Origin of the sequence: Roseibium aquae, assembly GCF_008711285.1 — a bacterium.
Lineage (GTDB): Bacteria > Pseudomonadota > Alphaproteobacteria > Rhizobiales > Stappiaceae > Roseibium > Roseibium aquae.
The window spans coordinates 187,650-213,596 of sequence record NZ_VXDC01000004.1; the positions used below are offsets into that span (position 1 = coordinate 187,650).

Consider the following 25,947-nt stretch of genomic DNA (forward strand, 5'->3'; position numbering starts at 1 on the left):
AAAAGGTCACTACAAGTGTGGCATACTTTTATGCACGTTTTGATTTAGCGCGCTGCCAGGCTTCCTCCATCTCGTGAAGTGACATGGCTTCCAGTGTTTTCCCGCTTTCGGCGGCACTGTCCTCAATCGACGCAAACCGAGTTCGAAACTTCCGGTTGGTTCCACGCAAGGCTTCTTCAGGATCGATTTCAAGGTGTCGGCCCAGATTTGCGAGGGCAAATAGCGTATCGCCGAGTTCGTCGGCCAGCCGGGCCTTGTCCGGTGCGGGCGCGGCCAACTCGTGTTTGAGTTCTTCGGCCTCCTCGCAGATCTTGTCGAGCACCTGCAACGGATCGGGCCAATCAAATCCGACCTTGGCGGCCCGCCTCTGCAGTTTCTCGGCTTCCTGAAGGGCCGGGAACGCGGTCGGCACCGTGTCCAGAAACCGGGTCGTGCCTTCTTCGGCAAGTCCGAGTGCCCGCCGGCGCGCAGCGCGCTCCTCTTTTTCGTCCGCTTTGATCCTGTCCCACATGCCTTTCGCCATGCCGGCCGAGCGCGCATCCGCGTCTCCGAAGACATGCGGGTGCCGGCGGATCATCTTGCGGGTAATTCCTTCGACAATATCGCCAAACGCAAAGTGGCCGGCTTCTTCCGCGATCCGGGCGTGGTAGACGACCTGAAGCAGCAGGTCGCCGAGTTCCTCGCAAAGATCGGTCATGTCATCCTTTTGGATGGCGTCCGCAACCTCATAGGCTTCTTCCAACGTGTAGGGTGCGATGGTCTTGAAAGTCTGTTCGAGATCCCAGGGGCACCCGGTTTCGGGTGTCCGCAGGGCGGCCATGATTTCAAGAAGACGGGTAATTTCTCGGCTGGGTGTCATCGGCGGGCCTGTGTATCGCGGTCGGGGAATGAGGGGCAAGACAGGGCTTCTGGTTAGCGGAAAACGTCCGCGAAAGCCAAGGCCGCCGCTGACACCGGGGCGAAAAAACGTCTCTCTGGCGGTTGCGTTGTCTTTGCAATGTCACAATTCGCTTCTAGCCCTAGGGAACACCCACGGCGTCGCAGAACACGGCGCCGTTTTTCGTTATCCGTAACCTCCGGTCCGGCCAAGGCGGAGATGCCAGATCAACTCCAGAAGACAAAGGAGCCTCCCATGTCCCGAAAATTCTGCCTCGCCGTTTTTGCCGGCGGCATGATCTGGTCCGGCGCAGCTGTTTCCGAAACTTGCGGCGACATAACGATTGCGGAAATGAACTGGGCCTCCGCCGGGGCGATGGCGCAGATTGACAAGATTATTCTGGAGGAAGGGTACGGCTGTTCCGTCGAATTGATTACCGGCGACACCGTGCCGACCTTCACTTCCATGGTCGAGAAGTCCGAACCCGATATTGCCCCTGAAATCTGGATCAACTCGGTTCGGGTGCCGCTGGAAAACGCCGTTCAAGAGGGAAAACTGATGATCGGCGGAAAGGTGTTGCGGGAAGGGGGCGAGCAGGGCTTCTGGATCCCGTCCAACACCGCACAAGAGCATGATCTCAAGACGGTCGATGACGTGCTTGCCAGACCGGACCTCTTTCCGGGCGCCGAAGACAAAACCAAAGGCGCCTTCTTCACGTGTCCGACCGGGTGGGACTGCGGCCCGATCAGCGAAAACCTCCTGACTGCCTGGAAGGCCGAAGACAAGGGGTTCGAAATCGTCCCAACGGGGTCGGCGGCTGGCCTGGACGGCTCCCTGGCCAGGGCCATGGAACGGGGGGAAGGCTGGTTCGGCTACTATTGGGGCCCAACCGCTATGCTCGGCAAATATGACATGACCCGCCTCGACTTTGCCGTGCCCTACGACGATGCCGAGTGGCAGAGATGTACCTCGGAACCCGGTTGTACGGACCCGAAGAAAAACGACTGGCTGCCGGGTGACGTCTATTCCATCGTCACGACCGGTTTTGCCGAAAAGGCCGGGGTCGGGCTGGACTATGTCAAAGCCCGGAGCTGGGACAACGCGACCGCCAGCAAGGTGCTTGCCTGGATGGAGGAAAACCAGGCCAACACCGAAGATGGCGCCTATTATTTCCTCGAAAACTTTGAGGACGTTTGGACCGAGTGGGTTCCTGCGGAGGTTGCCGAGCGGGTAAAAGCCGCGATCTGACGCTCGCCATCCGATGCTGCTGCAGGCCAGTCCGGGGGGCTCAGGCCACGATCATTCGATCGTGGCCTTTTCGTTTCCCGGGGGAGAGGAGAGAACGGTGGCGTTCTTCTCGTCTCCCAGCATGACGACCGCCAGGATCCGCGCGGCGGTTTCGCCGGTATTGCGCGCCTGGTGGATCGTGTCGATGGCTTCCAACAGGCCGTCGCCGGCCTCAAAGACTTCCTTGCCGTGACCGTCATAGGTCACCGTGACCTCACCCTCCAGAACATAGGCGAACATGGGTGCCTGGTGCATGTGCCAATCGGTGGTTTGCCCAGGCGTCAAAGTGACGACATAGGCATGCAGCGAGGGGTTGACCTGCGGGAATGCCAGCGGCCCGCCGGTTACCGTCTGACCGGTTTTCAGCACATCCTGAACCGCCGGATAGGGGGTCTTGGCCGCTTCTTCCACTGCTTTTGCCGCGGCTGATCCCGGTTTGGCATCGGGGGACGCCGGGCCCGGTTTGCTGTCCGGCGTCAGCGATTTGTCCGCCGCATACCCTGGACCTGGACCGAGGGCGAGCGCCGCGAGGAAGGCGGCGGCCAGGCCGGAAACGAACACCTTTTGTTTGCAGGTCATGTCAGCTCCATCTAGATCCGAAAGTCACATCCGTGACCGTCAGGATGCGCGTAAAAGCGGTAACTTTTGGGCAAAGGTGCGCAGACCCACCGGTTTTAGTCCAGTCAATCCGGTCGGTTTCCCATCACATATCGCGGTCCCCGGCCGTGCCGGGCGGCCGCGTCTCCCGCGTTGTAGAGCTGGCACGACTTCAAGGACAGGCAGCCGCAGCCGATGCAACTGTCCAACTTGTCCCGAAGAGCCATCAAACGGTCGATCTTGTCATCCAGATGGGCACGGAAACCTCTGCTGATTCTGGTCCAATCGGCTTTGGTCGGGGGTCGTCCGTCAGGCAGCTTCGCAAGCTGGTCCGAGATTTCGGCGATGGTGAAACCGAATTCCTGCGCGGCCAGAACGAAAGAAAGCCGCCGAATATCCGCTCTCAAGAACCGCCGCTGGCCGCCCGCGTTCCGGATCGGGTGGATCAACCCCTTGGTTTCATAGAACCGGATTGCGGTCACGCTCAGACCGGTCCTGTCGGCCAGTTCGCCAATCGAGAGGATGTCCGAGGATTTCATGATTCCTCCATAGGAAACCGCACAAATACCTTGACCTCAAGTTAGCTTAAGGAATTATCAAAAGTGTTCCAAGCCGGAATTGGCCGGCAAGTGGCGTGAACTTTAAAAAGGAGAGATCAAATGCCCACTGCGTATCTGGAACATGTCAATTTCACCGTCGAGGACCCGGCTGCCACTGCCAAGCACCTTGAAACCTGGTTTGGCTGGAAGGTGCGTTGGAAAGGCCCGTCCAAGGACAATGGCACCACCTATCATGTGGGCAACGCCACCAGCTACATTGCCCTTTACACCAAGGGGGACCCGGCCGGGCAGACCCAGGACAGCTATGACACCAGGGGCGCAATGAACCACCTGGCAATCGTTGTCGACGATCTGGATCAGACGGAAGAAAAAATTCTTGCCGATGGCTTCAAGACCCACAATCACGGGGACTACGAGCCGGGCCGCCGGTTCTACTTCCACGATGACAACGGCGTCGAGTTCGAGATTGTCAGCTACGCCGACTGAGGAACGATCTTCTGACTGTCCCGGAAAAAGTCCGGGACAGCCGCCTTTTCAGACCCGTCGCTTTCAAATTGGTTGGCAGGTCGGGCAAAAAAATGCGCGCCGCATGTCGATCTCGACGCGGGTAACAGGCCCCAGACAGGCGGGGCAGGTGTCCTTTCCGAAAATGTTGGTCCGTTCCCTGTAGCGCCCGCGCCCGGGGGGCGCCGCGTCCACCGTGATGATGGCGTTGCGCTTCACCCCGGTTTCCAGCAGGTGCACGGCATCGGCCCACAGCCGGTCAAATGCCTCGCGTGTGAGATCCTTGCCCGGAAGATCCGGATGAAGCCTTTGCCGCCAGAGGATCTCGGTGCGGTAAATGTTCCCGATACCGGCGAGCACCGACTGATTCATGAGCAATTTGCCGATGCCGGACCGGCTTCTGGAGATGCGGGCAAAAGCCCGGTCCGGGTCGGCGTCCGGCCGCAGCACATCGGGACCGATCCGGCCAGTGAGGGCGGCGAGTTGCACGGGGTCCAGAATTTCGCAGGCCGCCGGGCCGTTGATGTCCACCAGGTGGGTGTCGCCCACGAGCCGCACCCGGACGGCGCCTCTCGGTTCGGGCTCGGGCAGCGGGCGCTTGCGGATGCGGCCGAACAGGCCAAGGTGAACGTGCAGGGCCTGTTCGCCCTCGAACCGATAAATCAGGTGCTTGCCGAAGGCTTCGACCTCCTCGCAGCACCGGCCGTCGAGCCAGGCGGCCCCGTCCTCGAACCGTCCCTGCGGCGAGGAGACGTTCAAGACCTTGTTCTTGAATATTTTTCGGTGATCGCGCGCGGCGCGGTGGATCGTATGGCCCTCGGGCATAGCGGCTTTCTGTCGGGATCAACGGCCGAAACGGCCTTGGTCAGATGATCCCGACTTAGGGCAGATACGGACGATGGAAAGGACGGGCCATCTCTCTCAGGCCCGCCCGCCTCTGGTCGAGGGATGCCAGAAGGTGACGGCGCGCTCCAGAAGCGCGATGGCCCCATAAAACAGCGATCCTGCAAGCGCCGCCATGGCGATTTCCGCCCAGACCATGTCGACATTCATACGGCCAACTTCCGTCGAGATCCGGAAACCCATGCCGACAATCGGCGTGCCGAAAAACTCGGCCACGATGGCGCCGATCAGAGCCAGCGTCGAGTTGATCTTCAGGGCGTTGAATATGAACGGCATGGCCATCGGCAAACGGAGCTTGAACAGCGTTTGCCAATAGCCGGCGGCGTAGGTGCGCATCAGGTCTTTCTGCATCGCATCGGCCGCAGCAAGACCGGAGACCGTGTTCACCAGCATCGGGAAGAACGTCATGATGATGACGACAGCCGCCTTGGACGGCCAGTCGAAGCCAAACCACATGACCATGATCGGCGCCACGCCGATAATCGGCAGAGCGGAGACGAGGTTGCCAATCGGCAAAAGACCGCGCCGCAGGAACGGCACCCGATCGATCGCGATCGCGATCAGGAACGCCGACCCGCAGCCCAGAGCGTATCCGATCAGGACAGCTTTGAGAAAGGTTTGCTGGAAATCGGCCCAGAGGATGGCCGTGGAGACGGTGATCCGCACCCAGATCTCGCTCGGGGCCGGAAGCAGGACTTTTGGCACGCCGAAGCCTTTGACCAGGAGTTCCCAGATCATCAGCAATGTGGCCCCGAACAGGACCGGGATCAAAAGATTGACAGCCCGCACGAGCCCCGGATTGCCTGGCTTCCAAGCCGCCATCCGGTCGACGAACAACCAGCTCGCGAGCCAGAACCCGATGACGAGCGCCCAAAACCCGAAGCGCGCGTCGCCCGCGTGGGCATGGGCCACAGGGACGAGCAAACCCGCGCAAACGCCGGTGAGGGCGCCAAAGATCAGGTCCAGAAACGGATGCGCCGGCCGGCGCGCCGCATAGGGGATCGCCAGGATCGCAAGAACACCGAACGCGGCGGCAAGGGTTGGCGTGTTCAAAATGGCAACGTCGCCCGCGATGGCCGTGCTGAACAGGGCGCCTGCGATGCACAGGATGATGCCGCTTGCCAGGGCCGCCGGAGTGCCGAAAGCCGGTCTGGTCGGTTTGCTGGCCGTCATCGCGCCATCCCCATGCGTTTAAGGGTGATTTTTTCCATGACCCCGATCAGAGCAACCAGCGATCCGGCAAGAAACGCCGCCATCAGGAGCGCTGACCAGATCTGAACGGTCTGCCCGTAGTAGGAGCCGGCCAGCAAACGGGCACCGAGGCCTGCAACGGCGCCGGTCGGCAACTCGCCGACAATTGCGCCCACGAGCGAAGCGGCCATGCCGATTTTCATGGAGGTGAACAGATACGGCACGGCATAGGGAAGGCGAAGCTTCAAAAAGGTCTGGAGACGTGTTGCCGAATAGGTGTGCATCAGGTCCATATGGATGATGTCAGGCGAGCGCAGCCCCTTCACCATGCCGACGGTGACCGGAAAGAAGGCCAGATAGGTCGAGATCATCGCCTTGGGCAGAAGCCCGGAGATGCCGACGGCGTTCAGCACCACGATGATCATCGGCGCGATCGCAAGGATCGGAATGGTCTGGGACGTGATCACCCAAGGCATCAGGGATTTGTCCAGCACCCGGCTGTGCACGATCCCGACCGCCAGAAGAATGCCGAGCGCGGTTCCAAGCAGGAACCCGAGCAAGGTGGAGGACAGGGTGATCCCGGAGTGATAAATCAGCGACCGCTTGGACGTGATGTTTTTCTCGACCGTGGTTTCGTAGATCTCGATGAACACCTGGTGCGGGGCCGGCAGCACCGGCCGATCCTGCGCCAGCGTCGCGGCGACGAACTCGTTCATCGGCACATCCGCGCGGCCCGCCCGCTCAAACAGTTCCTGCTGGAAGGGCGCATTGAGGCCGACGGCCGCCACATACCAGATCGCGAATATGGCCAGCACGACAACAGCGACCGGACCGGTTGTTCCCGACATCAACCCGGTGAAGGGGCTGGTGCCGCGTGGCGAAGAGGAAAGAGAAATATCAGTCATCCAGCTGTCCTTCCCTCAATTTGGTGCCGTGTTATCCGAGCCGCTCCGCGATAACGGCGGGACATTGGAAGGTTCAATCGTCATAGGCGTGTCCCGCCTTCAGGCCTTCGCGGACGCGATGGGCGATCTTGAGGAACTCCTCGCTTTCGCGCATGTCGAGGGTGCGCTCACGCGGCAAGGTGCTGTCGATCACGTCATAAACACGGCCCGGGCGCGGGCAAAGCACAACGATCTTGGTGGACAGATAGACCGCTTCCGGGATCGAGTGGGTGACAAAGACGACCGTCTTGTTGGTCTTGGCCCAAAGCTGGTGAAGCTGGTCATTCAGGTGGTCCCGCACGATTTCGTCAAGCGCCCCGAACGGTTCATCCATCAAAAGGAGATTGGGCTCGACGGCAAGCGCCCGGGCGATGGAGGCTCTCTGCTGCATGCCGCCGGACAACTGCCAAGGATACTTCTTTTCGAACCCGGCAAGGTTGACGAGCTCGAGGTTCTTCTTGATCCGCGCGTCCTGTTCGGCCCTCGACAAGCCCATGATCTCAAGCGGCAGGGCGACATTCTTGGCAATCGAACGCCAGGGATAAAGGGCCGCGGCTTGGAACACATAGCCATAGGCGCGGTTCAGCCGGGCCTGTTCCGGCGACACGCCATTGACCGTGATGGAACCGGCGGTCGGCCGTTCCAGATCCGCGATGACGCGCAACAGCGTTGTCTTGCCGCAGCCCGATGGTCCAATGAAGGATACGAAATCGCCGGGCTCGATCGCCAGATCAATGTCCGACAGCGCATGAACCGGGCCGTCATTTGTCTGGAAAGTCAGCGACAGCTTGGCGATATCGATCACCGGGTCGGGATGTCTCATGGCGTCCTCCAGTCCGTCTTCGATTTCAGACCCGGTCAGCATGTGTGTCGTTCCTCAGGTGCTCGTGTATCCGTCTACCCATTGGGACGGAAGGTGTCTTGCAGTGTGCGCAGTCTGGGTTCTGGCCACAATCGGTCGAAGGTTTTCGCCCCCACCCCTAGCCCCTTCCCACAAAGGGGGAGGGGGACTTTGGCCCCAATCGAACCGAGCGAACGCCAGCCGCGCCAAGCGCCCCACACCAACCCTGGATCTTCGGAGCCCCGAACCCGGCACGCCCAGCTCCCTCCCCCCCGTGGGGAGGGTTGGGGTGGGGGGCGCCCCGATTGGCCTCACACGCCGCTGACGGGAATCCCGGTGCGCTCCACCTTGCGCGGTGCGGTGAGTTCCTTCCAGGTCGAAAGCGCCCTGTTGACAGCCTGGAACGGCTCGCGTTTGACGAACTGGCCGTGCCCCTGGGCGGGAACAACCTTGCCGTCATCGACCGCGACCCGGCCGCGGGTCAGCGTGAAACGCGGCAGTCCCCTGACGTGCTTTCCTTCGAAAACATTGTAATCGATGGCCGATTCCTGTGTGGCGGCGGAGATCGTATTCTCCTTGTTCGGATCCCATACGACCAGATCCGCATCCGCGCCGACCAGAACGGCCCCCTTTTTCGGATAGACGTTGAGGATCTTGGCGATGTTGGTCGAGGTAACCGCCACGAATTCGTTCATGGTGAGCCGACCCGTGTTGACCCCATGGGTCCACAACATCGGCATCCGGTCCTCCAGGCCGCCCGTGCCGTTCGGGATCTTGGTGAAGTCGCCGACGCCCGTGCGTTTTTGGTCCGTTGTAAAGGCGCAGTGGTCGGTGGCGACGACTTGCAAGGAGCCTGAGGCGAGACCTGCCCAAAGGCTGTCCTGGTGTTTCTTGTCCCGGAACGGGGGTGACATGACCCGGCGGGCCGCATGATCCCAATCGGGGTGCTTGTATTCACTGTCATCGAGCGTGAGATGCTGGATCAGCGGTTCTCCGTAGACACGGATGCCGTTCTTGCGGGCCCTCCGGATGGCCTCATGGGCGTCTTCAGAGGACGTATGAACGACATAAAGCGGCACGCCAGCCATATCCGCGATCATGATCGCCCGGTTGGTGGCTTCGCCTTCCACTTCCGCCGGACGCGAATAGGCATGAGCCTCCGGCCCGTTGTTGCCTTCGGCCAGGAGTTTCTGCTGGAGCGTGGCGACCACATCGCCGTTCTCCGCGTGAACCAGGGGCAGGGCACCCAGCTCTTCGCAGCGCTGGAACGAGGCAAACATCTCGTCGTCGTTCACCATCAAGGCGCCCTTGTAGGCCATGAAGTGCTTGAAAGTGTTGATGCCGCGCTCGCGGACGACCGTTTCCATCTCGTTGAAGACCTGCTCGCCCCACCAGGTGATCGCCATATGGAAGGAGTAGTCGCAATGCGCCATGGTGGACTTGTTGTCCCACATTTGCAGCGCCTCGAGCAGGGATTGTTCCGGGGCGGGCAGGGCGAAATCGACGACCATGGTCGTGCCGCCCGACAGGGCAGCCCGGGTGCCGCTGTCGAAATTGTCCGAGGAATAGGTGCCCATGAACGGCATTTCGAGGTGGGTGTGCGGATCGATGCCGCCGGGCATGACAAAACAGCCGCTGGCGTCGAGCGTGGTGTCACCGGACAGGTTTTCGCCGATCTCGATGATCCTGCCGCCCTCGATCTTGACATCGGAGGTGTAGGTCAAATCGGCGGTGACGATCGTGCCGCCCTTGATCACTGTCGTTGCCATTCTTGATCCCCTCGTTCTGGTTTCGGCGTTCCGCCTGTTTGATCATCTGCCCCCGGCTCAAGGCCAGCACGGCAGCAAGGTTCGGTGACACACTTCGGTTCCCGCTTGTGCCGCCCCGGACGTGATCCGGGGCCCCAACCCGCCTAACCCACAATCTCGGCAGTCTCGACCACCGCATGGAACAAGACATCGGCGCCGGCCTTGGCCCAGTCCTTGGTGATTTCTTCCGCCTCGTTGTGCGACAACCCGTCGACACAGGGGCACATGACCATGGCTGTGGGTGCGACGCGGTTGATCCAGCAGGCATCGTGGCCGGCACCCGACACGATGTTTTGATGCGAGTATCCGAGCCGCTCCGCCGCGCTGCGGATCGCGCTCACACAGGTCTCGTCGAACGTGACCGGATCGAAATGGCCCACCGGTTCGATTTCGACGGAAAGCCCGAGATCTTCCGCAATTTTCGGCGCGCAGGTTTCAAACTCCGCTTTCATGCCGTCCAAAATCCCCTGATCTGGTGATCGGAAGTCGATAGTGAAAACGACCTTCCCCGGAATGACATTCCGGGAGTTGGGGTGAAAATCGCAGTGGCCAATGGCGCCAACCGCCGCCGGCTGGTGTTTCATGGCGATCTCATGGACGAGTTCGGCCATCCGCGCCATGCCGAGCCCGGCGTTCCGGCGCATCGGCATCGGTGTAGAACCGGTATGGCTGTCCTTGCCGGTCAGGGTGACTTGCAGCCACCACAGGCCCTGGCCATGGGTAACCACACCGATGTCCTTGCCTTCGGCTTCCAGGATCGGCCCCTGCTCGATATGGAGCTCGAAAAAGGCGCGCATCTTGTCCTTGCGCGCGCCCACCTCCTCGTGGCCGACCCAACCGATCCGCTTCAGTTCGTCGCCAAATGTCTTGCCTTCGGCATCCTGACGCTCATAGGCCCAGTCCTGATCGTGAATTCCGGCGAACACACCGGAGGCGAGCATGGCCGGGGCGAAACGCGTGCCTTCCTCGTTTGTCCAGTTGGTCACCACGATCGGATGCTTGGTCTTGATGCCGAGATCGTTCATGCTGCGCACGACCTCCAGACCGCCAAGCACGCCAAGGACGCCGTCATACTTGCCGCCGGTCGGCTGGGTATCGAGGTGAGAGCCGACATATACGGGCAGGGCGTCCGGGTCCGTGCCGGGCCGGGTCATGAACATATTACCCATGGTGTCGACGCCCATGGTCATGCCGGCGTCCTCGCACCACTTCTGGAACAGTTTCCGGCCTTCCCCGTCGGCATCGGTCAGGGTCTGGCGGTTGTTTCCGCCGGCCACGCCCGGACCGATCTTCGCCATCTCCATCAGGCTGTCCCATAGCCGGTCGGGATTGATGCGCAGGTTTTCGCCAGGTGCCGCCATGGTCGGTACGTCCTTTGAGTCCTCTGGTTTCGGGTGGGGAAGGGGAGCCACGTCCCCTTCCCGGAGGTGCCGGGTCAATGCGTGTTCATCAGCACCTTGCGCAGTTTGCCGAACAGCTCGTCGATCTGGTCCTTGGAAATGATCAACGGCGGCGACAGCGCGATGATGTCGCCAGTGGTGCGAATGAGGATCCCGTCCTCATAGGCTTTCAAGAAGGCGGAAAAGGCGCGCTTCGTCGGTTCGCCCGCGATCGGCTCGAGCTCCACCGCCCCGATCAGGCCGAGATTGCGGATGTCGATCACATGCGGACAGTCCTTCAGGGAATGAAGGCCGTCCTCCCAGTACTGGGCCAGCCCGGCGGCGCGTGTCAGGAGCCCTTCTTCCTCGTAGGTGTCAAGCGTACCAAGAGCCGCCGCGCAGGCGACCGGGTGGGCGGAATAGGTGTAGCCGTGGAACAACTCGATCACGTGTTCGGGACCATGCATGAACGCGTCGTAAATGGTCTTGGTGCAGAACACCGCTCCCATCGGTACCACACCGCTGGTCAAGCCCTTCGCCGTGGTTACAAGATCCGGTTTGACGTCGAAATAATCGACCGCGAACGGCGTTCCCAGCCGGCCAAACCCCGTGATGACCTCATCGAAGATCAACAAGATGCCATGCTCGTCGCAGATCTGGCGTAACCGCTGCAGGTAGTGCTTGGGCGGGATGAGAACGCCGGTCGAGCCGGCGACGGGCTCGACGATCACCGCGGCGATCGTGGACGGGTCATGCAATTGCGCGATCCGGATCAGATCCTCCGCATATTCCGCACCGCTTTCCGGCATGCCCCTGGAAAACGCATTGCGGGACGGGTCGTGCGTGTGGCGCATATGGTCGACGCCGGTCAGAAGGCTGCCGAAATGCTTGCGGTTGTTGACGATCCCCCCAACGGAGATACCGCCGAACCCGACACCGTGATAGCCGCGCTCCCGGCCGATCAGGCGCGTGCGCGTGCCCTGACCGATGGTGCGCTGGTAGGCGAGCGCGATTTTCAGCGCGGTATCGACGCTTTCCGATCCCGAACCGGTGAAGAACACATGGTCCAGCGGGGAGGGCATCAGCGCGGACAACCGCGCCGCAAGCTCGAACGCTTTGGGATGGCCCATCTGAAACGCGGGCGCGTAATCCATCTCGGCGACCTGTTTCTGCACCGCCTCGACGATCCTCGGCCGTCCGTGCCCGGCGTTGCAGCACCACAGGCCGGCGGTTCCATCCAGCACCTGCCGCCCATCGGCCGTGGTGTAATGCATGTCCTTCGCGCCGACGAACATGCGCGGGTTCTGCTTGAATTGCCGGTTCGCCGTGAACGGCATCCAAAAGGCTTCGAGATTGTTGGTCACCGCTTGCGCGGCGGATGCCGTTGTCGACATGCGTCCTCCTCACGGCGGGCCAGGGCTGCTGCCGCCGGTTGTCTTTCATTTTCTCAACCGGGAGGGGCCGGAAAACCGCGCCTTGCGGTCAACGGCGGATCACCCACCCGAGCTGTTCCCACTGTCGCACCATCGGCAGCCTTTTTTGTAGAGGCTTTTTGCGCGAGAGCCTGTTTATTCTCTGGATCGGCGCCTTTGGACGCCATGCCGGCGGGCGCCGGTCGTCTTGTTCTTGGGCTTGATCGGGCCTGCGCCTTTGAGGAATTCTTGGCAAAACCTGACCAAACGGTCAAAATGAGGTTATGAAGACTGACAATGGCGGTCAAGAACCGAATTCGGTTCGCGTGATGCTTTTGTTATCACACCCTGATTTGTTTTCGGGCATTTGCCCCGCCGTCCCGTTCCGTGTCAGGATCGGAGGGTGAAACACCTGGCGGCGCAACGCGGGAAGGGCGGGCCCTTGAAGAAAAAAACACAGATCGCGCAAGGCTCGTTGAGCCGGATCCAGGAAAAGAACCGGGCCCTGATTCTCGAGGCGGCGCTGCAGGAGTTTTCGAAAGTGGGCTACTCGGGCGCAACAGTGGAGCGCATCGCGACCGCGGCCGGCATGTCCAAATCCAACCTGCTTTATTATTTTCCCTCCAAGGCGGCCATGTATGAATCGGTTCTTGGCCGCATCCTCGATGACTGGCTGGCGCCGCTTCGCACGCTGGATCCGCTGGGCGATCCGGCCCAGGAACTGAGGGCCTATATCGGGTCCAAGCTGACAATCTCCGCCCGCCACCCGCAAGCCTCGCGGCTCTTCGCCAACGAGATCATGCGCGGCGCGCCCAGGCTGGGACGGGTGCTCGAAACGGATCTGAAGGCCCTCGTGGCCGACAAATGCGACGTGATCGAAAGCTGGATCAAGGCGGGAAAGATCCGGCCGGTCAATCCGGTCCATCTGATTTTCACAATCTGGGCCACCACCCAGCACTACGCCGATTTCGCGCCGCAGGTCCGCGCGATCACCGGGACCGACCTGTCCGACCCCGATTTTTTCGCCGAGACGGAGAAGACCGTGACGGATCTGATTCTTGCCGGCCTCGGGCTGCAAATGCCGCAAGCGGCGAAGGTGGCCTGATGGGCCCGGAAGACACCCAAGGCGGCGGCCGGACGCGAATTGCGATCACGGACCGGTTTCATATCTCGTCCGCCGATCTGCGGGAGGACTTTATCCGGGCCTCCGGCCCGGGAGGGCAGAATGTCAACAAAGTATCGACCGCCGTTCAACTGCGCTTCGATCTGGAAAACAACGCGACGCTGCCCGCTGACGTGAAGGCCCGGGCGGCCCGTCTCGCGGGCAGCCGGCTCACGCTGGGCGGTGAAATCGTGATCCAGGCCGACCGCTTCCGCACACGGGAACGGAACCGGGAGGATGCCATCAACCGGCTGGTTGAATTGCTGGCCCGCGCCACGGACCGTCCCAAGCCGCGCAAGGCCACCCGGCCGACCCTCGGCTCGAAACGGCGCCGGCTGGACACCAAGAAAAAACGCGGGGAAACCAAGAAACTGCGGGGGAAGGGCAGTTTGAGCGACTAGATCCCCGCGCGTTTTTAGGCGGGTCGACCAATACGACCGCCGCGCGAAGATTAAAGAGATAACGCACCCGTCCAAGGCCTATGGACAAGCTGCGCGCCGATCGTTTGGAATAATCAGCGGCATCTTTTCGATCACCGTGCCTGGTTATCGGCAGATGGAAAACAGGTCCGGTCGCAAGAAGCAGGGAATTGAATGACCATGCCGGCAACCAGCTTCTTCAAACGGCGCATCGTGCCTGTGTTGCTCTACCTGATTGTGTTCGGTGTTACCGCCTGGGCTCTCTGGTCTTGGTTCGCGCCGACCGCCCATGTGCGCTACCGGCTGGACGTGACGCTGGAGGTGGACGGTGCGCCCGTCACCGGCAGCGTCGTGCAGGAGATGACGATCTCCGCGTTCCCGTTTGATTTATTTCCGGATGGAGGGGGCTCGGGCCGCAACGTCCGGGGCCAGGCGCTGGCGCTGGACCTGCCCGGGCGCGGCACGCTGTTCGTGGCCATGACCCGCTACTGCACCGGAACGACCGAGTGGGGACAGTGCGAGGGCGACTATGGCTATCTCGTGGACCAGGCCTGCGGCATCAAGCGGGAACAGCCGAATTTCGCGGTCTATGTACGGCGATTCAAGCGGCTCGACGGCTCATGTCCGCTCACAGCGGACCAATTGCCTGTGATGGTCCGGTTTGACGATGAGAACGATCAGTCTTCGGTGCACGTAGTGCGGCCAGAGCATCTGGCGGCGGCCTTTGGGGCCGGTGTCCGCTTCATCAACGCCAGCGTCACGTTCACAGGCGCACCGCTGACAACCGGGCTCCGGACGCGTCTTCCCTGGCTCGCAAAAGACCCTCCTCCTTCTTATTCAGTGATGATCGAGGACGCGGACGGCTCGCAGCGTCCTTTTGTTCCGCAATTCTACTTTGAAAGGATTTGACGATGGCACTCAGGCCCGAAGATTTGGACTACGCCCTTCTTTCGATGGACGACTATAACCGCGGCGACAGTCCTTCCATGAACGTTCCAAATCCGCCGTATACAATAACCGATAGGAGCGATCCTTCAGATTCCCAAAACTACGGCTTTTCCGCCACCGCCTATCAGGTCGGCGGCACGGCCGTGATTGCCTTCCGCGGCACGGATGGGGAATTCCCAGAATTCAATTTTTTAACCGATGTCTGGAACGGCTGGGGCGTGGGAGCCGGCAGCCTGGAGGGCAAGCAGGCTGAAGGGGCCGTGAAGTGGCACCAAAGGGTCAAAGGAGTAGCGGCGGCATTTTGAATAGCGCCGGCCATAAGAGGGCTTTCGCCCGAAGTGCAAAAACATATTTCGCATAATATATATTATGGAACTTTTATATATGGCGTGATCAGCTGCCGGGCCGGTGCCCGGGTCCATTGACCGGTCCGCTTACCGGCCGTCCTCGATTTCATCCCCGGTCCTTGAATCAATCACCGAGATGGCAAGCGACACCTGAAAACCGGCCCGGCACAACGCCGCGACATCCCGGTCCCGTTTTTCCGCCCGTTGCGCGTCCGGCCGCCATGGGCCCAGACGGCGTCTGCGGGCAAAGGTTCTCGCGGCGTCTGTCTCGGTGTCCGGCGTATCGGCGATGACTGTCTCGGCCAGATCCGGATCGACGCCCTTGTTCGCCAGCGCCGCGCGGATCCTGCGCGCGGACCCGCCGCGCTGGCGCAGGCCGAATGCCTTGGACTGGGCATATTTCTCGTCGTCGACAAGACCGAGTTCAATGCATCTCGTCACCACCGCGTCCACATCCTCGCGCAAGCGTGCCGCCACGGCCCCATCCGGGCGCTCATCCGCCGGATCATGTGCTGGCCCTTGATCGGGAAGCTTTCCCTGCCGCGCCCACCGCCGGGCCTTGCGCCAAAGAACCGAACGCAAATTCTCCACCGAGGACCCGTACCGGTTCAGATAATGAAAGCCCGCGTTCAACAGTTTTTGCCGGATCCTCGTTTCCATGCCGTCTCTTCTTGTGGTTCGCGCTGTTCATCCGCTGGGCGGAGTGGTTCGCAAAGCGGGCGCCTTCGTGCGGTGCTGCGCCCGTCATTCGACCTGGACACCTCGAAGCAAACCGTTTTCAACCCAAACCGGTGAAGGTCAAAGGCAAAGGCCGTGCCGCCCGGGCGCCTGTGCCAAGTCATGGCAATCTGCGCGCACCTGCATGCCATCGAAGGCTGGGGTGACATGGGGCGGAAGCCCGGTGCACAAGGTCGCGTAATCCATGTCATTGTGCATGTTGGTCAAGATGGCGCGGGCCGGCGCAAGGCGTTCAATCCAGGACAAGGCATCGTCCAGACAGAAATGGCTCGGGTGCGGCCGATGGCGCAAAGCATCGATGATGAGAGTCTGCAGCCCCTGGAAATGCGGCACGGCATCGTCTGGAATATCCGAAACGTCGGGAAGATATCCGAGGTCCCCGAACCGGAAGCCCAGAGCATTGATATCGCCGTGCTCCACTTCCACCGGCAAGGCGGGTATTTCGCCCCCCTCGCCGCTGACCGCCACCGCCTGTCCCGCGTGAAGGCCGTGAAAGTCCAAAATCGGCGGATAAGCCGAGCCGGGCGGCGAGGCAAAACAGTAGCCGAAGGCCGTGGCGGCGCGATCATAGGTTGGCCGGTCCATATAGACCGGCATCCTCTTGCGATTCCGGATCGTGAAGACCCGCAGGTCGTCGATCCCGTGCAAGTGGTCGGCATGGGAGTGGGTGTAAAGGACACCGTCGAGTTCGGAAATCTCCGCCCGCAGCATCTGTTCGCGAAGATCGGGCCCGGTGTCCACGAGGACACGGGTTTTCCCGGCCGCGGAGGCCCGCTCGACGAGAATCGAACAGCGCAAGCGCCGGTTCCGGGGCTCCCGGGGATCGCATTGCCCCCAATCGTTGCCGATCCGCGGGACCCCGCCCGATGATCCGCATCCTAAAATCGTAACGGTCAGCGCAGCGTTCATGTAAGCGCCTCGGATGCCGCTAGAGCAGTCTTCGGTACCTTTTTGAAAAGACGAAAGAAATTCTCGGTTGTCTGCGCGCAGATTTGATGGAAATCGACGCCGCGCGTTTCCGCGAGAACGGCCGCGGTCATCGCCGTATAGGCCGGTTCGTTCCGCTTTCCCCGGCGCGGCTGCGGCGCGAGATAAGGCGCGTCGGTCTCAACGAGCAGGCGATCGGCAGGCAGGTCCCTTGCGATCCCGCGCAGCTCCTCGGAGCGCTTGAAGGTGAGGATTCCAGAGAACGAAACGTAAAGGCCAAGGTCGATCCCGGCCAACGCCAAACCGCGCCCGGACGAAAAACAATGAAGCAAGGCGGGAAATGCGCCATTGCGCATCTCTTCGCGCAGGATCGCCTCCATATCCTCGTCGGCGTCCCGGGCATGGATCACCAGCGGCAATCCCGTTTCCCGGGCGACGGCGATATGGGTGCGGAGCCCGGATTTCTGGTCTTCCCGAGGCGATTTGTCATAAAAATAGTCGAGCCCCGCCTCCCCCACGGCCACGACTTTCGGATGCTCGGTCAAGGCAGCTATGTCCCGCGCCGGGATCCCGGCCTCTTCGCCCGCATTGTGCGGATGGGTTCCGACCGAGCAAAAGACCTGCGGGTGCGCCTCGGCAACGGCAAGCACCTGCGGGAATTTCCGCACGCGGGTGCAGATGGTGACCATCAGTCCGACCCCGGCCTCCCTTGCCCGCTGAATCAGCGCTACGTGTTCCCCGTCAAAATCAGGAAAATCGAGATGGCAGTGGCTGTCGACTAACATGAAACCCCGGATCGGTTATGCGAATTCGGAACGCCGCAAAGCTCCGGCGCCCAACACCAAATCGAGCACCACCTGCTTTCTGTCAAGGTTGAGCGCGTCGGTATCGGCCACAGTCTTCTGGAACCGGTCCCAGAGGTGGGAAATCGCATTCATGGTGCGCTTGTCATGCGGCGCGTGCCGCGCTGTCGCGCGAAGCCAGTCGTGAAGAAACCGGCGTGTGACGTGCTGAAAACTCTCCCAGTTGTCGGTTTGCCCCCGTGCCGCAACCAGATCCGCCAGGCCATGGAGCGCGGCCGGATCAGGACGGGACGGGGCTTCGATCAAAGGCCCAAGGCCGCGGGCGATGGTCAGACCGTCCCCGGACAACAGCAGCAGAGCGGACCGCAAACTGCCTTCGGCAAACCGTGTCGCATCCGACAGATCGGCCGGATCGGAGATCCAGTCTCCGGCGAGCGTTTCCAATCCATGCGCCAGGTCTGGTTCCGGCAATGGAGCAAGGTCGAGGCGGCGGCACCGCGACCGGATGGTGGGAAGAATCCGTCCCGGTGTGTGCGACAAGACCAGAAACAGACAACGTTCCGGCGGTTCCTCCAGGATCTTCAAGAGCGCGTTGGCCGAGCTGGAGTTCATGTCATCGGCCGCATCCACGATACATACGCGCCAGGACTCCGCCGAAGCCGTGCTCCCGAAAAAGGCAACGGTGCGCCGCACCTCGTCGACAGGAAGCTCGGACTTGAACCGCTTGCGCTTTTCATCCCAGGGCCGGCGCAGGTGCAAAAGATTGGGATGCCCCCCGCCCGCGACCTGCCGGGCAATCCGGTGATCGTCCGGTATCGACAGGTCCCGGGCCGCCGCGACCTCCCGGCCAAACCGGTCCGGGTGGGCCAGCATGAACCGGGCGAACCGGAAGGCCAGTGTCGCTTTCCCGATGCCCTTCGGCCCGCCCAAAAGAAGCGCGTGATGGAGCCGCTGGGAGCGGTAAGCGTCCAGCAGTTTGCGCTCCGGATCCTCATGGCCGATCAGGACTTCTTGCTCCCGGGGCAGCGCAAGGCCCGCAAGCGCATCCACCTCGGGGGTGTCGACAGGTTCAGATCGCCGTGCCATCGCCTGCTTCCGTTTCTGGCCGAGGAGTGTCAGAGGTTGGCGCGCCGGCATCCGCCAGAGGACGCAACAGATCACGGAAATGGGCATAGACCCCAACCCAGATCCGCATCTCGACATCGGAAGGGTCGCATGCGCCGTCGACGATCAGAAACCGTCCCGGTTCCTGTGCCGCCAGATCCAGAAATCGCTGCCGGCGGCGTTGATGGATCGTCAGGTCGTCCTGTTCGAAACGATCCGGGGCCTCCCCGGCCCCCGTCTCGGCGCGCCGCGAAACCCGGGACAGTCCGAGTTCGGCGGGCACGTCGATCAGGATTGTCAGATCCGGACGGCACCCATCGACGGCAACGGCCTCCAGCATGGCCAAGGCATCCGCGGACACGCCGGCCTCGCCCTGATAGACCCGCGTGGAATCAGCGAAACGATCACACAGGACCCAGGTTCCCTCGGCCAGGGCCGGCTTGATCAGGCGGTCCACATGATCGGCCCGGGCGGCGGCGAACAAGATGGCCTCCCCCCGGGCGCCCAACCCTTTGGCGGCACCGCTCAGCAGCACGGACCGGATTTTCTCTGCGCCTTCGGAACCGCCCGGTTCCCGGGTCACCCTCACGGCCAGACCAAGGCCCTCAAGCCGTGCCTTCAGGCGCGAGATCTGGGTCGTTTTGCCGGCACCCTCGCCGCCCTCGAAAGTGATGAATTGTCCGGTCACGCGTGTCCCATCCGCCTTGCGGCTCCCCTGGCGGCCCGTTCGTCGCCGGCGTCCTGTTTAAATCCAGCCGAACAGCAACTCAACCAGTCCATCCAGCGCGCGGGTCACCAGCGTGCCCTTTTCGATGGCGGGTCCCCCGGTTTCGAGCGGGGCACGGTAGACAATCCCGGTCTCGCCGAGAACCAACAATTCCCCGGCGCGCAGGCCCGGCGTCACCGGCGCCGTCAACGGGCCGTCATAGGTGACCCGCAGCCGGTAGCCCAATGTTTCGCCGCGCGGCAAAAGCACCTCGATGGGGCCGGATGCCACCAGCGGGACTTCCCCCGCTGTTCCCCCGAAAACCCTTGCCATCGCAACAGTATCGCCCCGGTCGAACAGCGTCCGGACGCCGAAATACTCCCATGCGCCGTCGACAAGGTCATCAAGTGCCTTCTCGCGGGCCGATTCAGATGGAAGATTGGCGACAACCGCAATGATGCGCCGGCCATCCCTTTCGATAGAGGCAACGGCGGCATAGCCATCCGTGTCCGAGCGCCCGGCGCCAAAACCGTCCAGGCCCCGGATTTCGCCGATCAAGGGGTTCCGGTTCCGTTGAAAAATGCCGTTCCAGGTAAATTCGGGAGACGAGAAAAGCGTGTACCGGTCCGGGAATGTTTCCAGAATATAGCGGGCCAGACGGGCGAGGTCCGACGCGGTGGTCTGGGCCTCCTGCGCGGCATATCCGGTCGGATTCGCGAAAAGGCTGTTCTCCAGCCCGATGTCCTCGGCGTCCTCGTTCATGCGCCGTGCAAAGGCCGCTTCATCACCATCCAGGCATTCGGCCAGAACAATCGCCGCGTCGTTGGCCTGCTGGATCAGCAGACCCTGCAAAAGGTCCGAGATGGCAATGTTTGAATTCAATTCGGCGAACATCGTGGCGCCGCCCGCCGGCGCTCCCCCGGTCCGCCAGGCATGCACACTGACCGGGCACAGCGTCGTCTCCTGGACTGTCCCGCTTTCCAGCGCACGAAAAACACTGGCCGCCGTCATGATCTTTGCCAGCGCACCGGGCTGAAACGGGGTGACCGGGCTCTTTGAGAAAAGAACCGTGTTGGTTTCGACCTCGCTCAAATAGGCAATGGGGGCGCTGGATGAGAGAGTGTCCGCGTGGCCACTCCCCACGCCGCACACGATAGCCAAGCCGAGGCAAAAGGCTGAGAATCTCATCCTTTGCGCGATTGAAAGAAATAGGAACAGACTCATTGTGCGGCCCGGATGCTCTGTTCAGCCACGCGGCACCTTCACGCGACAAATCGCGATATTAGCGCTGGCCGTGAAGCTTCGTCAGTTCCGCCATCGACAATCCGCCGGTTCCAACGGCTTCGAAGGCTGCGTGAGCCGCCCCGATACGGTCGGCCGGGGAATAGGACGACAGGGCCGAGGGATCCATCGGCGTCCCCGCTGCCGGAACGCGCAAGACACCAAGCGAATTGGCCGCCGGAGCGGATGGCTCATTGAAAGCTGCCGGCGCAATCGGAACGCCAGTGCTGCCGGCCGACGCGAGGCGCACGGGCTGCTGGGACGCTTCGAAAGCGATCGCGGGATCGAAGGCAACCTGGTAACTGGATGCGGCCGCTGGGCCGGACGCCACAGCGGTCAAAGCCGGATAGGGCCGCGGGCTGGGAATGCCGCCGCCCAGAAGCAGTTGCGGGGGAACCTGGGCCAGTTGTGTGCCGGGCATGGTCCCACCGGGTGTAACAGCGCCGGGACCCGTATAGGAGGCCAAGAGGTATGTTTCGTCTTCGCCATCCAGGCGCGCCCGGCCGACATATTCCACCTTAACCTTGGCAAGCCCCTGCGACTTCGTATCCAACATGGTCGCCACACGCTCGGACAGGTCGATCGTGCGGTTGCCGTGGAAAGGGCCGCGATCGTTCACGCGCACGATCATCGACCGGCCATTTTCAAGATTGGTGACCCGGGCATAGGACGGCAGCGGCATCGTCGTGTGGGCCGCAGTCAGAGCGTTCCGGTCAAAAATTTCGCCATTGGCCGTCTTGCGGCCGTGGAATGTCGGCCCGTACCAAGAGGCCAGACCGACCGAGGTGTAATCAGGGTCGTGTTTCGGATGGTACCACCGGCCGGCGATCTTGTAGGGCTTTCCAACCACATAGCGGCCACCGCCTTTTGGCACCGGCTCACCGGCCGCCACCATGCGGGGGCTTCCTTTCACACCGTATTTTTCGGGGCTGAATTTGGCTTTCTGTGTCGGTTCAGGAGTGGCGCTGCATCCGGCCAGAAACGCGGCAGACAACCCGATCAGGATGGGAACTTTCAAGGACAAGCCAGTTGTGACAACCGACCCGGACGATACTTTTCGGATTGCGCTCACGCCGTTCCCCTGCATCCCGCCATTTGCTATTTGCGCGATAGCGGCCCCTGCTCGCACATATCACAAACGCCACCCGACCGGACCCGTCACAGGTGACACCCACCTGCGTATACCTGTCGTGACGGCAAAACTATTCCTCAAAAGCAACCTGCCCCCGCAAGGCCACCTACCGTTTCATAAACCCCAACTTTCTTACTGGAAAGTGAATCTTGACCGAATCAGCCAAAAATGCGGGCTTCCCCGTTCGAACGACGGAAACGAGACTCCCACCGCCACCTGCCAATGGAACCTGACCATGCCTGATGATGACTACGTTGTCGACGCGCTGGATCACCAGCACCCAACAGCATCGATCGGAACGCCATGGGAACTGGTGGAGGACGGCGTCATGGGCGGGATGTCATCCGGCACGCTCACTCGCGGGATCGTCCGGGGACGGGAATGCTGGCGCCTTCAGGGGGAGGTCTCGCTTGAGAACAATGGCGGATTTCTCCAGACGGCTTTGGATTTGGTCCCGGGATCCGGCACTTTCGATGCATGTACCTGGACCGGAGTGGAAATCGACGTGCTCGGAAATGGCGAGCCTTATAATTGCCACTTGCGGACCGCGGACGTTTGCCGGCCATGGCAATCCTACCGAGCGACATTTGTTGCCGATCCGGACTGGAAAACCGTCTGGCTGCCCTTCTCCGCATTCGAAGCGCACCGGATCGATGCCCCACTCGACCGGTCGCGGCTCCGCCGGCTGGGGATTGTTGCGATCGGGCGCGCCTTCACGGTGGATATCGCCGTCGCGGATATCCGGTTCCGGGCTTGAGCCATAGGGGCCGTCCCAAGCCGCGGCAGGCCGGGACCGCAAATCACCTGTCTTGTTTACATCTCGGCACGGTTCAGAAAAAAGTCTCACGAATTCCTAAGCGCTTTTACCACGGTCAATTCAGGCGGATCGCGAATAAACTCCGGAAAATCAACGGTGGGGGCTGCGTTTACTTACCAATTAGTTGCGGAAATCACGGGAATTTGTGATTCGAATTACACCAATTTCCTCAAATGTGGTGCAATAGTGGCAGTACCGTGGCAATCGATCGACCGGAAACGGGCCGGATAGAGCCCCATCCCGTTCGTGATACGCGGTCCTTGGTTCACTTATGGCCTTGGGAGGCGCATGATGTACCGGACTTTTAAAACCGCAGTGTGCGCTGCGGTTGCTGCCGGATTTGTAGCCGGAGCCGCTGCCGCACCCATCCCGCAGGAAACGTTCAACCTGCCGGATGACGATCTTGCCGTAACTGTGGCTTCCGCGAGCCTGGCTCAAGCGGATCCTTTGGAAAGCGATCTCACTATTTGGGTCGGCGAGGTGGAGATCGAAGGCCGCAGGACAATCTGGGTCGAATTGATCGATACCTATGGCGAGGTGATTTACAGCTCTGAAGTCAACAACAATGAGACGCACCTGCTCCCGGATGGGCGGGCCGTCGTCGTGCATGCCATCGATCCGGCGCTGACCGTGGCAAAAACCGATGAATCCCGCCTGCTGACCGAGGGGGAGACGGTTGTGACACGGCGTGTTGTTGAGGAAAGCACGGCCGGAACATCGGTCGAATTCATTGAGGTTACGGAACACAGTCTGGGGCCAGACACCGAGAAATCGGGGCTCTTGCGGCTTGCGGAATTCGGCGACGCGGTTTGGGCATCGCTGCTCGGTTTGGTGCATGCAGCGGCCGTCAGCGCTCAAGTCGCCTGGAACTGGATCGTCGACACGCTACACGCCTGACCATTGCCGTGGTTGCTACATAATCGCAGTCCGCTGAGCGCGGACTGATTTTTTCATTAATATCAAGCATTCCGTCTGCTTTTAGCTGATCTGCGCTCGCGAAAATCGCGTAAGGTAGCGACACAGTCAAAGGTTCGCGCCTCCAGCCGGCCTACGGCTCCTGCCATTGGGAAAACAGCACAAAGGATTGGCCATGCGGATTGCCGTGATCGGCGCCGGGATTTCCGGAAACAGCGCAGCTTGGGCTCTGAGCAAGACCAACGAAGTGACACTCTACGAAAAAAGACTTCGGCCGGGCGGGCACAGCGCGACAGTCGATATCGATTATGATGGTACGCCGATCAGCGTCGACACAGGGTTCATCGTCTACAACACCCTCAACTACCCGAATTTCACGGCAATGCTCGATCACCTCGGGGTCAAGACCGAAGACAGCGACATGAGTTTTGCGTTCTCGGCCAATGGTGGACAGCTGGAATGGGGCGGCGATTCTCTCGCCTCGGTCTTCGCGCAGAAGCGGAACCTGTTTTCCCCCCGGTTCCTGATGATGCTCCGGGAAATTTTCCGCTTCAACAAACAGGCAGCGATCGATCTTGCGGCAGGCGCGCTCAAGGGGGTTTCCCTTGGCGACTATCTGACCCAAAACCGCTACTCTACAGCCTTTTCGGACCGTTACCTGCTCGCCATGGGCGGCGCGATATGGTCGACGCCCCGCGAGGAAATGAAGGACTATCCGGCCGAAAGCTTCATTTCCTTTTTTGAAAACCATCGGTTGATCCATCCATCATCGGAGCGGCCGATCTGGCGGACAATTTCCGGGGGCAGCCGCAATTATGTCGCCAAACTGCTCGAACCAATCATGGACCGGGTGCGGCTTGGGGCGCAGGTTATCCGCATCGAGCGCAGCTCCGACCATGTGACCGTGACCGACAGTTCCGGCTCAACCGAGACCTATGATCAAGTGATCCTCGCCAGCCATACCGACCAGTCGCTCGCGATGCTGGGCGACGATGCGTCCGCCACTGAGCGGGCGCTCTTGTCAGCCATGCGGTACCGGCCCAACGATGTCTATCTTCACCGGGACGAGGCCTTGATGCCGAAACGCAATAAGGTCTGGTCTTCGTGGAATTTCATGGCAGATAGCCGGCAGGGCGACCGCGAAATAACGGTGAGTTACTGGATGAACCGCCTGCAGAACATCGACCGTTCCAAGCCGATTTTCGTCACGCTCAATCCGGCTGAAGCGCCTCATCCGGACAAGACATTCGCGCGCTTCACCTACGATCACCCGCAATTTGACGCTGCCGCTTTGGCCGCAAAGAAGCGCCTGAGCGAGATCCAGGGCGTGAACCGCACATGGTATTGCGGCGCGTGGGCGGGACATGGCTTCCACGAAGACGGCATGGCGTCGGGGCTTGCCGTCGCAAGGGCACTTGGGGCACGCTTGCCTTGGGATGCGGATGCATCCGCTCAGCCTGTGATGGAAGCGGCCGAATGATCAAAAAAGGGGCGACCAGTCTGCGCGACAATGCGGCTCCGCCGGAAGCCGCGGCCGCCCTTTATTCGGGCCAGGTCATGCATCACCGCATGAAACCGAAGGTTCATCGCTTTACCTATGACGTGTTCACCTTGCTGATCGATCTGGACCGGCTTGGCGAGGCAGGTCGCGCAAGCCGCCTCTTTTCGGTCGGCCGGTGGAACATGGTTGCCTTCAATGCCCGGGACCACGGCCCGAGGGACGGCACGGACCTGCGCCAGCATGTGGAAAGTCTGCTCGATGCCCACGGCCTGCCCTCGCCCGCCCGCATCCTGCTTCTGGCATATCCGAGGATCCTCGGATACGTCTTCAATCCGCTGAGCGTGTATTACGCCTATGACCGCAGCGGGACGCTGATCGCAATCGTCTACGAGGTCCGCAACACCTTCGGGGATTTACACACCTACGTAGCCCCGGTTGAGCCCGGCCAGATGACCGACGCCGGCTTGCGCCAGGACCAGGCCAAGGAGTTCTACGTTTCGCCCTTCATCGATATGGACCAGCACTATCATTTCCGGCTCCTGCCGCCAGGCCGGTCAGTGCGGGTCCGGATCCTCGAAACGGACAAGGACGGCCCGCTTCTGTCGGCGACGTTTTCCGGCGAATACCGCCCCTTCACAACCCGCAATCTCTTACACCTTTGCTTGCGTATACCGCTTTTAACAGTGAAGGTTATGGCTGCCATTCATTGGGAGGCTTTTAAACTTTGGCGCAAACGGCTGAAATATCATCCGAAATCCGCATCGCGTTTGGCTGGAAAATCGGGAACGGACACATCCGGCCCGGTTGCAACCGGTCGGTGATCAACCGTCTCGTACGAGGTTTT

At 61.3% G+C, this 25,947-nt stretch carries 27 protein-coding genes; 10 read left to right on the top strand and 17 right to left on the bottom strand.

The window, feature by feature from the left end; genetic code table 11:
• Positions 1-28: 28 nt before the first annotated feature.
• The gene (gene mazG / locus F0184_RS08065; protein ID WP_150495667.1) at positions 29-859 is read right to left on the bottom strand and encodes a nucleoside triphosphate pyrophosphohydrolase; all 831 of its coding nucleotides are present in this window, start codon (positions 857-859) and stop codon (positions 29-31) included.
• A gap of 273 nt (positions 860-1,132) precedes the next feature.
• Here mazG and F0184_RS08070 point away from each other — a divergent pair, with 273 nt between their 5' ends.
• A complete protein-coding gene (locus F0184_RS08070; RefSeq protein ID WP_150495668.1) occupies positions 1,133-2,125 on the top strand; it encodes a glycine betaine ABC transporter substrate-binding protein in 993 nt (330 codons plus the stop codon).
• Between the two features lie 51 nt (positions 2,126-2,176).
• On the opposite strand, the gene F0184_RS08075 is transcribed toward F0184_RS08070, so the two are convergent.
• Together F0184_RS08075 and soxR are read right to left on the bottom strand one after the other, a co-directional pair.
• Positions 2,177-2,743, bottom strand: coding sequence for a cupin domain-containing protein (locus F0184_RS08075; protein ID WP_150495669.1), 567 nt, complete (start codon positions 2,741-2,743; stop codon positions 2,177-2,179).
• Between the two features lie 104 nt (positions 2,744-2,847).
• Complete coding sequence (gene soxR, locus F0184_RS08080; protein ID WP_150495670.1) at positions 2,848-3,300, bottom strand: redox-sensitive transcriptional activator SoxR; 453 nt, start codon at positions 3,298-3,300, stop codon at positions 2,848-2,850.
• Between the two features lie 120 nt (positions 3,301-3,420).
• On the opposite strand from soxR, the gene F0184_RS08085 reads away from it, so the two are divergent.
• Positions 3,421-3,807 carry a VOC family protein gene (locus F0184_RS08085; protein WP_150495671.1) on the top strand — a complete coding sequence of 129 codons (387 nt, stop codon included), beginning with the start codon at positions 3,421-3,423 and terminating at the stop codon, positions 3,805-3,807.
• Between the two features lie 63 nt (positions 3,808-3,870).
• Here the strand turns inward: F0184_RS08085 and F0184_RS08090 are convergent, their stop codons facing one another.
• The 7 genes from F0184_RS08090 to aptA form a co-directional block, all read right to left on the bottom strand.
• On the bottom strand, positions 3,871-4,650 hold the full coding sequence (locus F0184_RS08090; RefSeq protein WP_150495672.1) for an Fpg/Nei family DNA glycosylase: 780 nt from the start codon (positions 4,648-4,650) through the stop codon (positions 3,871-3,873).
• Between the two features lie 96 nt (positions 4,651-4,746).
• Positions 4,747-5,901 (bottom strand): ABC transporter permease, encoded by a 1,155-nt coding sequence (locus tag F0184_RS08095; RefSeq protein ID WP_150495673.1) that lies wholly within the window; start codon positions 5,899-5,901, stop codon positions 4,747-4,749.
• The gene (locus F0184_RS08100) at positions 5,898-6,767 is read right to left on the bottom strand and encodes an ABC transporter permease (RefSeq protein ID WP_371871077.1); all 870 of its coding nucleotides are present in this window, start codon (positions 6,765-6,767) and stop codon (positions 5,898-5,900) included. The genes F0184_RS08095 and F0184_RS08100 overlap by 4 nt, the downstream gene beginning before the upstream one ends.
• 130 nt (positions 6,768-6,897) lie before the next feature.
• Positions 6,898-7,686: an ABC transporter ATP-binding protein gene (locus F0184_RS08105; protein ID WP_150495822.1), complete on the bottom strand. Its 789-nt coding sequence runs from the start codon at positions 7,684-7,686 to the stop codon at positions 6,898-6,900.
• A gap of 329 nt (positions 7,687-8,015) precedes the next feature.
• Positions 8,016-9,473, bottom strand: a complete 1,458-nt coding sequence (hydA, locus tag F0184_RS08110) for a dihydropyrimidinase (protein ID WP_150495675.1) — start codon at positions 9,471-9,473, stop codon at positions 8,016-8,018.
• Positions 9,474-9,616: 143 nt separating this feature from the next.
• A complete protein-coding gene (locus F0184_RS08115; RefSeq protein WP_150495676.1) occupies positions 9,617-10,873 on the bottom strand; it encodes a Zn-dependent hydrolase in 1,257 nt (418 codons plus the stop codon).
• Between the two features lie 74 nt (positions 10,874-10,947).
• Positions 10,948-12,285, bottom strand: a complete 1,338-nt coding sequence (gene aptA, locus F0184_RS08120; RefSeq protein WP_150495677.1) for an omega-aminotransferase AptA — start codon at positions 12,283-12,285, stop codon at positions 10,948-10,950.
• 460 nt (positions 12,286-12,745) lie between these two features.
• Here aptA and F0184_RS08125 point away from each other — a divergent pair, with 460 nt between their 5' ends.
• From F0184_RS08125 to F0184_RS08140, 4 genes are all read left to right on the top strand, one after another.
• On the top strand, positions 12,746-13,408 hold the full coding sequence (locus F0184_RS08125; RefSeq protein ID WP_208998380.1) for a TetR family transcriptional regulator C-terminal domain-containing protein: 663 nt from the start codon (positions 12,746-12,748) through the stop codon (positions 13,406-13,408).
• The gene (gene arfB / locus F0184_RS08130) at positions 13,408-13,866 is read left to right on the top strand and encodes an alternative ribosome rescue aminoacyl-tRNA hydrolase ArfB (RefSeq protein ID WP_150495678.1); all 459 of its coding nucleotides are present in this window, start codon (positions 13,408-13,410) and stop codon (positions 13,864-13,866) included. The genes F0184_RS08125 and arfB overlap by 1 nt, the downstream gene beginning before the upstream one ends.
• Before the next feature lie 192 nt (positions 13,867-14,058).
• A complete protein-coding gene (locus tag F0184_RS08135) occupies positions 14,059-14,793 on the top strand; it encodes a hypothetical protein (protein WP_150495679.1) in 735 nt (244 codons plus the stop codon).
• 2 nt (positions 14,794-14,795) lie between these two features.
• Positions 14,796-15,137 (top strand): hypothetical protein, encoded by a 342-nt coding sequence (locus F0184_RS08140; protein WP_150495680.1) that lies wholly within the window; start codon positions 14,796-14,798, stop codon positions 15,135-15,137.
• A 129-nt stretch (positions 15,138-15,266) separates the two neighbouring features.
• On the opposite strand, the gene F0184_RS08145 is transcribed toward F0184_RS08140, so the two are convergent.
• The 7 genes from F0184_RS08145 to F0184_RS08175 form a co-directional block, all read right to left on the bottom strand.
• Positions 15,267-15,839: a regulatory protein RecX gene (locus F0184_RS08145; RefSeq protein WP_150495681.1), complete on the bottom strand. Its 573-nt coding sequence runs from the start codon at positions 15,837-15,839 to the stop codon at positions 15,267-15,269.
• Between the two features lie 138 nt (positions 15,840-15,977).
• Positions 15,978-16,826, bottom strand: a complete 849-nt coding sequence (locus tag F0184_RS08150; RefSeq protein ID WP_150495682.1) for an MBL fold metallo-hydrolase — start codon at positions 16,824-16,826, stop codon at positions 15,978-15,980.
• Entirely contained in the window at positions 16,823-17,629 is an 807-nt protein-coding gene (locus F0184_RS08155) for a TatD family hydrolase (protein ID WP_150495683.1), read from the bottom strand. Before F0184_RS08155 ends, F0184_RS08150 begins: the two co-directional genes overlap by 4 nt.
• Positions 17,630-17,644: 15 nt before the next feature.
• A complete protein-coding gene (locus F0184_RS08160) occupies positions 17,645-18,733 on the bottom strand; it encodes a DNA polymerase III subunit delta' (protein WP_150495684.1) in 1,089 nt (362 codons plus the stop codon).
• A complete protein-coding gene (gene tmk / locus F0184_RS08165) occupies positions 18,717-19,439 on the bottom strand; it encodes a dTMP kinase (protein WP_150495685.1) in 723 nt (240 codons plus the stop codon). Before tmk ends, F0184_RS08160 begins: the two co-directional genes overlap by 17 nt.
• Positions 19,440-19,496: 57 nt before the next feature.
• Positions 19,497-20,600 carry a D-alanyl-D-alanine carboxypeptidase family protein gene (locus tag F0184_RS08170; RefSeq protein ID WP_208998381.1) on the bottom strand — a complete coding sequence of 368 codons (1,104 nt, stop codon included), beginning with the start codon at positions 20,598-20,600 and terminating at the stop codon, positions 19,497-19,499.
• A 139-nt stretch (positions 20,601-20,739) separates the two neighbouring features.
• Positions 20,740-21,810, bottom strand: coding sequence for a septal ring lytic transglycosylase RlpA family protein (locus F0184_RS08175; protein WP_280176935.1), 1,071 nt, complete (start codon positions 21,808-21,810; stop codon positions 20,740-20,742).
• A gap of 295 nt (positions 21,811-22,105) precedes the next feature.
• Here F0184_RS08175 and F0184_RS08180 point away from each other — a divergent pair, with 295 nt between their 5' ends.
• The 4 genes from F0184_RS08180 (at position 22,106) to F0184_RS08195 (ending at position 25,924) form a co-directional block, all read left to right on the top strand.
• The gene (locus F0184_RS08180; protein WP_150495688.1) at positions 22,106-22,627 is read left to right on the top strand and encodes a CIA30 family protein; all 522 of its coding nucleotides are present in this window, start codon (positions 22,106-22,108) and stop codon (positions 22,625-22,627) included.
• Positions 22,628-22,975: 348 nt separating this feature from the next.
• Positions 22,976-23,584, top strand: coding sequence for a hypothetical protein (locus F0184_RS08185; protein ID WP_208998382.1), 609 nt, complete (start codon positions 22,976-22,978; stop codon positions 23,582-23,584).
• Between the two features lie 193 nt (positions 23,585-23,777).
• On the top strand, positions 23,778-25,082 hold the full coding sequence (locus tag F0184_RS08190; protein ID WP_150495689.1) for an NAD(P)/FAD-dependent oxidoreductase: 1,305 nt from the start codon (positions 23,778-23,780) through the stop codon (positions 25,080-25,082).
• Positions 25,079-25,924 carry a DUF1365 domain-containing protein gene (locus tag F0184_RS08195; RefSeq protein ID WP_150495690.1) on the top strand — a complete coding sequence of 282 codons (846 nt, stop codon included), beginning with the start codon at positions 25,079-25,081 and terminating at the stop codon, positions 25,922-25,924. The genes F0184_RS08190 and F0184_RS08195 overlap by 4 nt, the downstream gene beginning before the upstream one ends.
• Positions 25,925-25,947 lie beyond the last annotated feature (23 nt).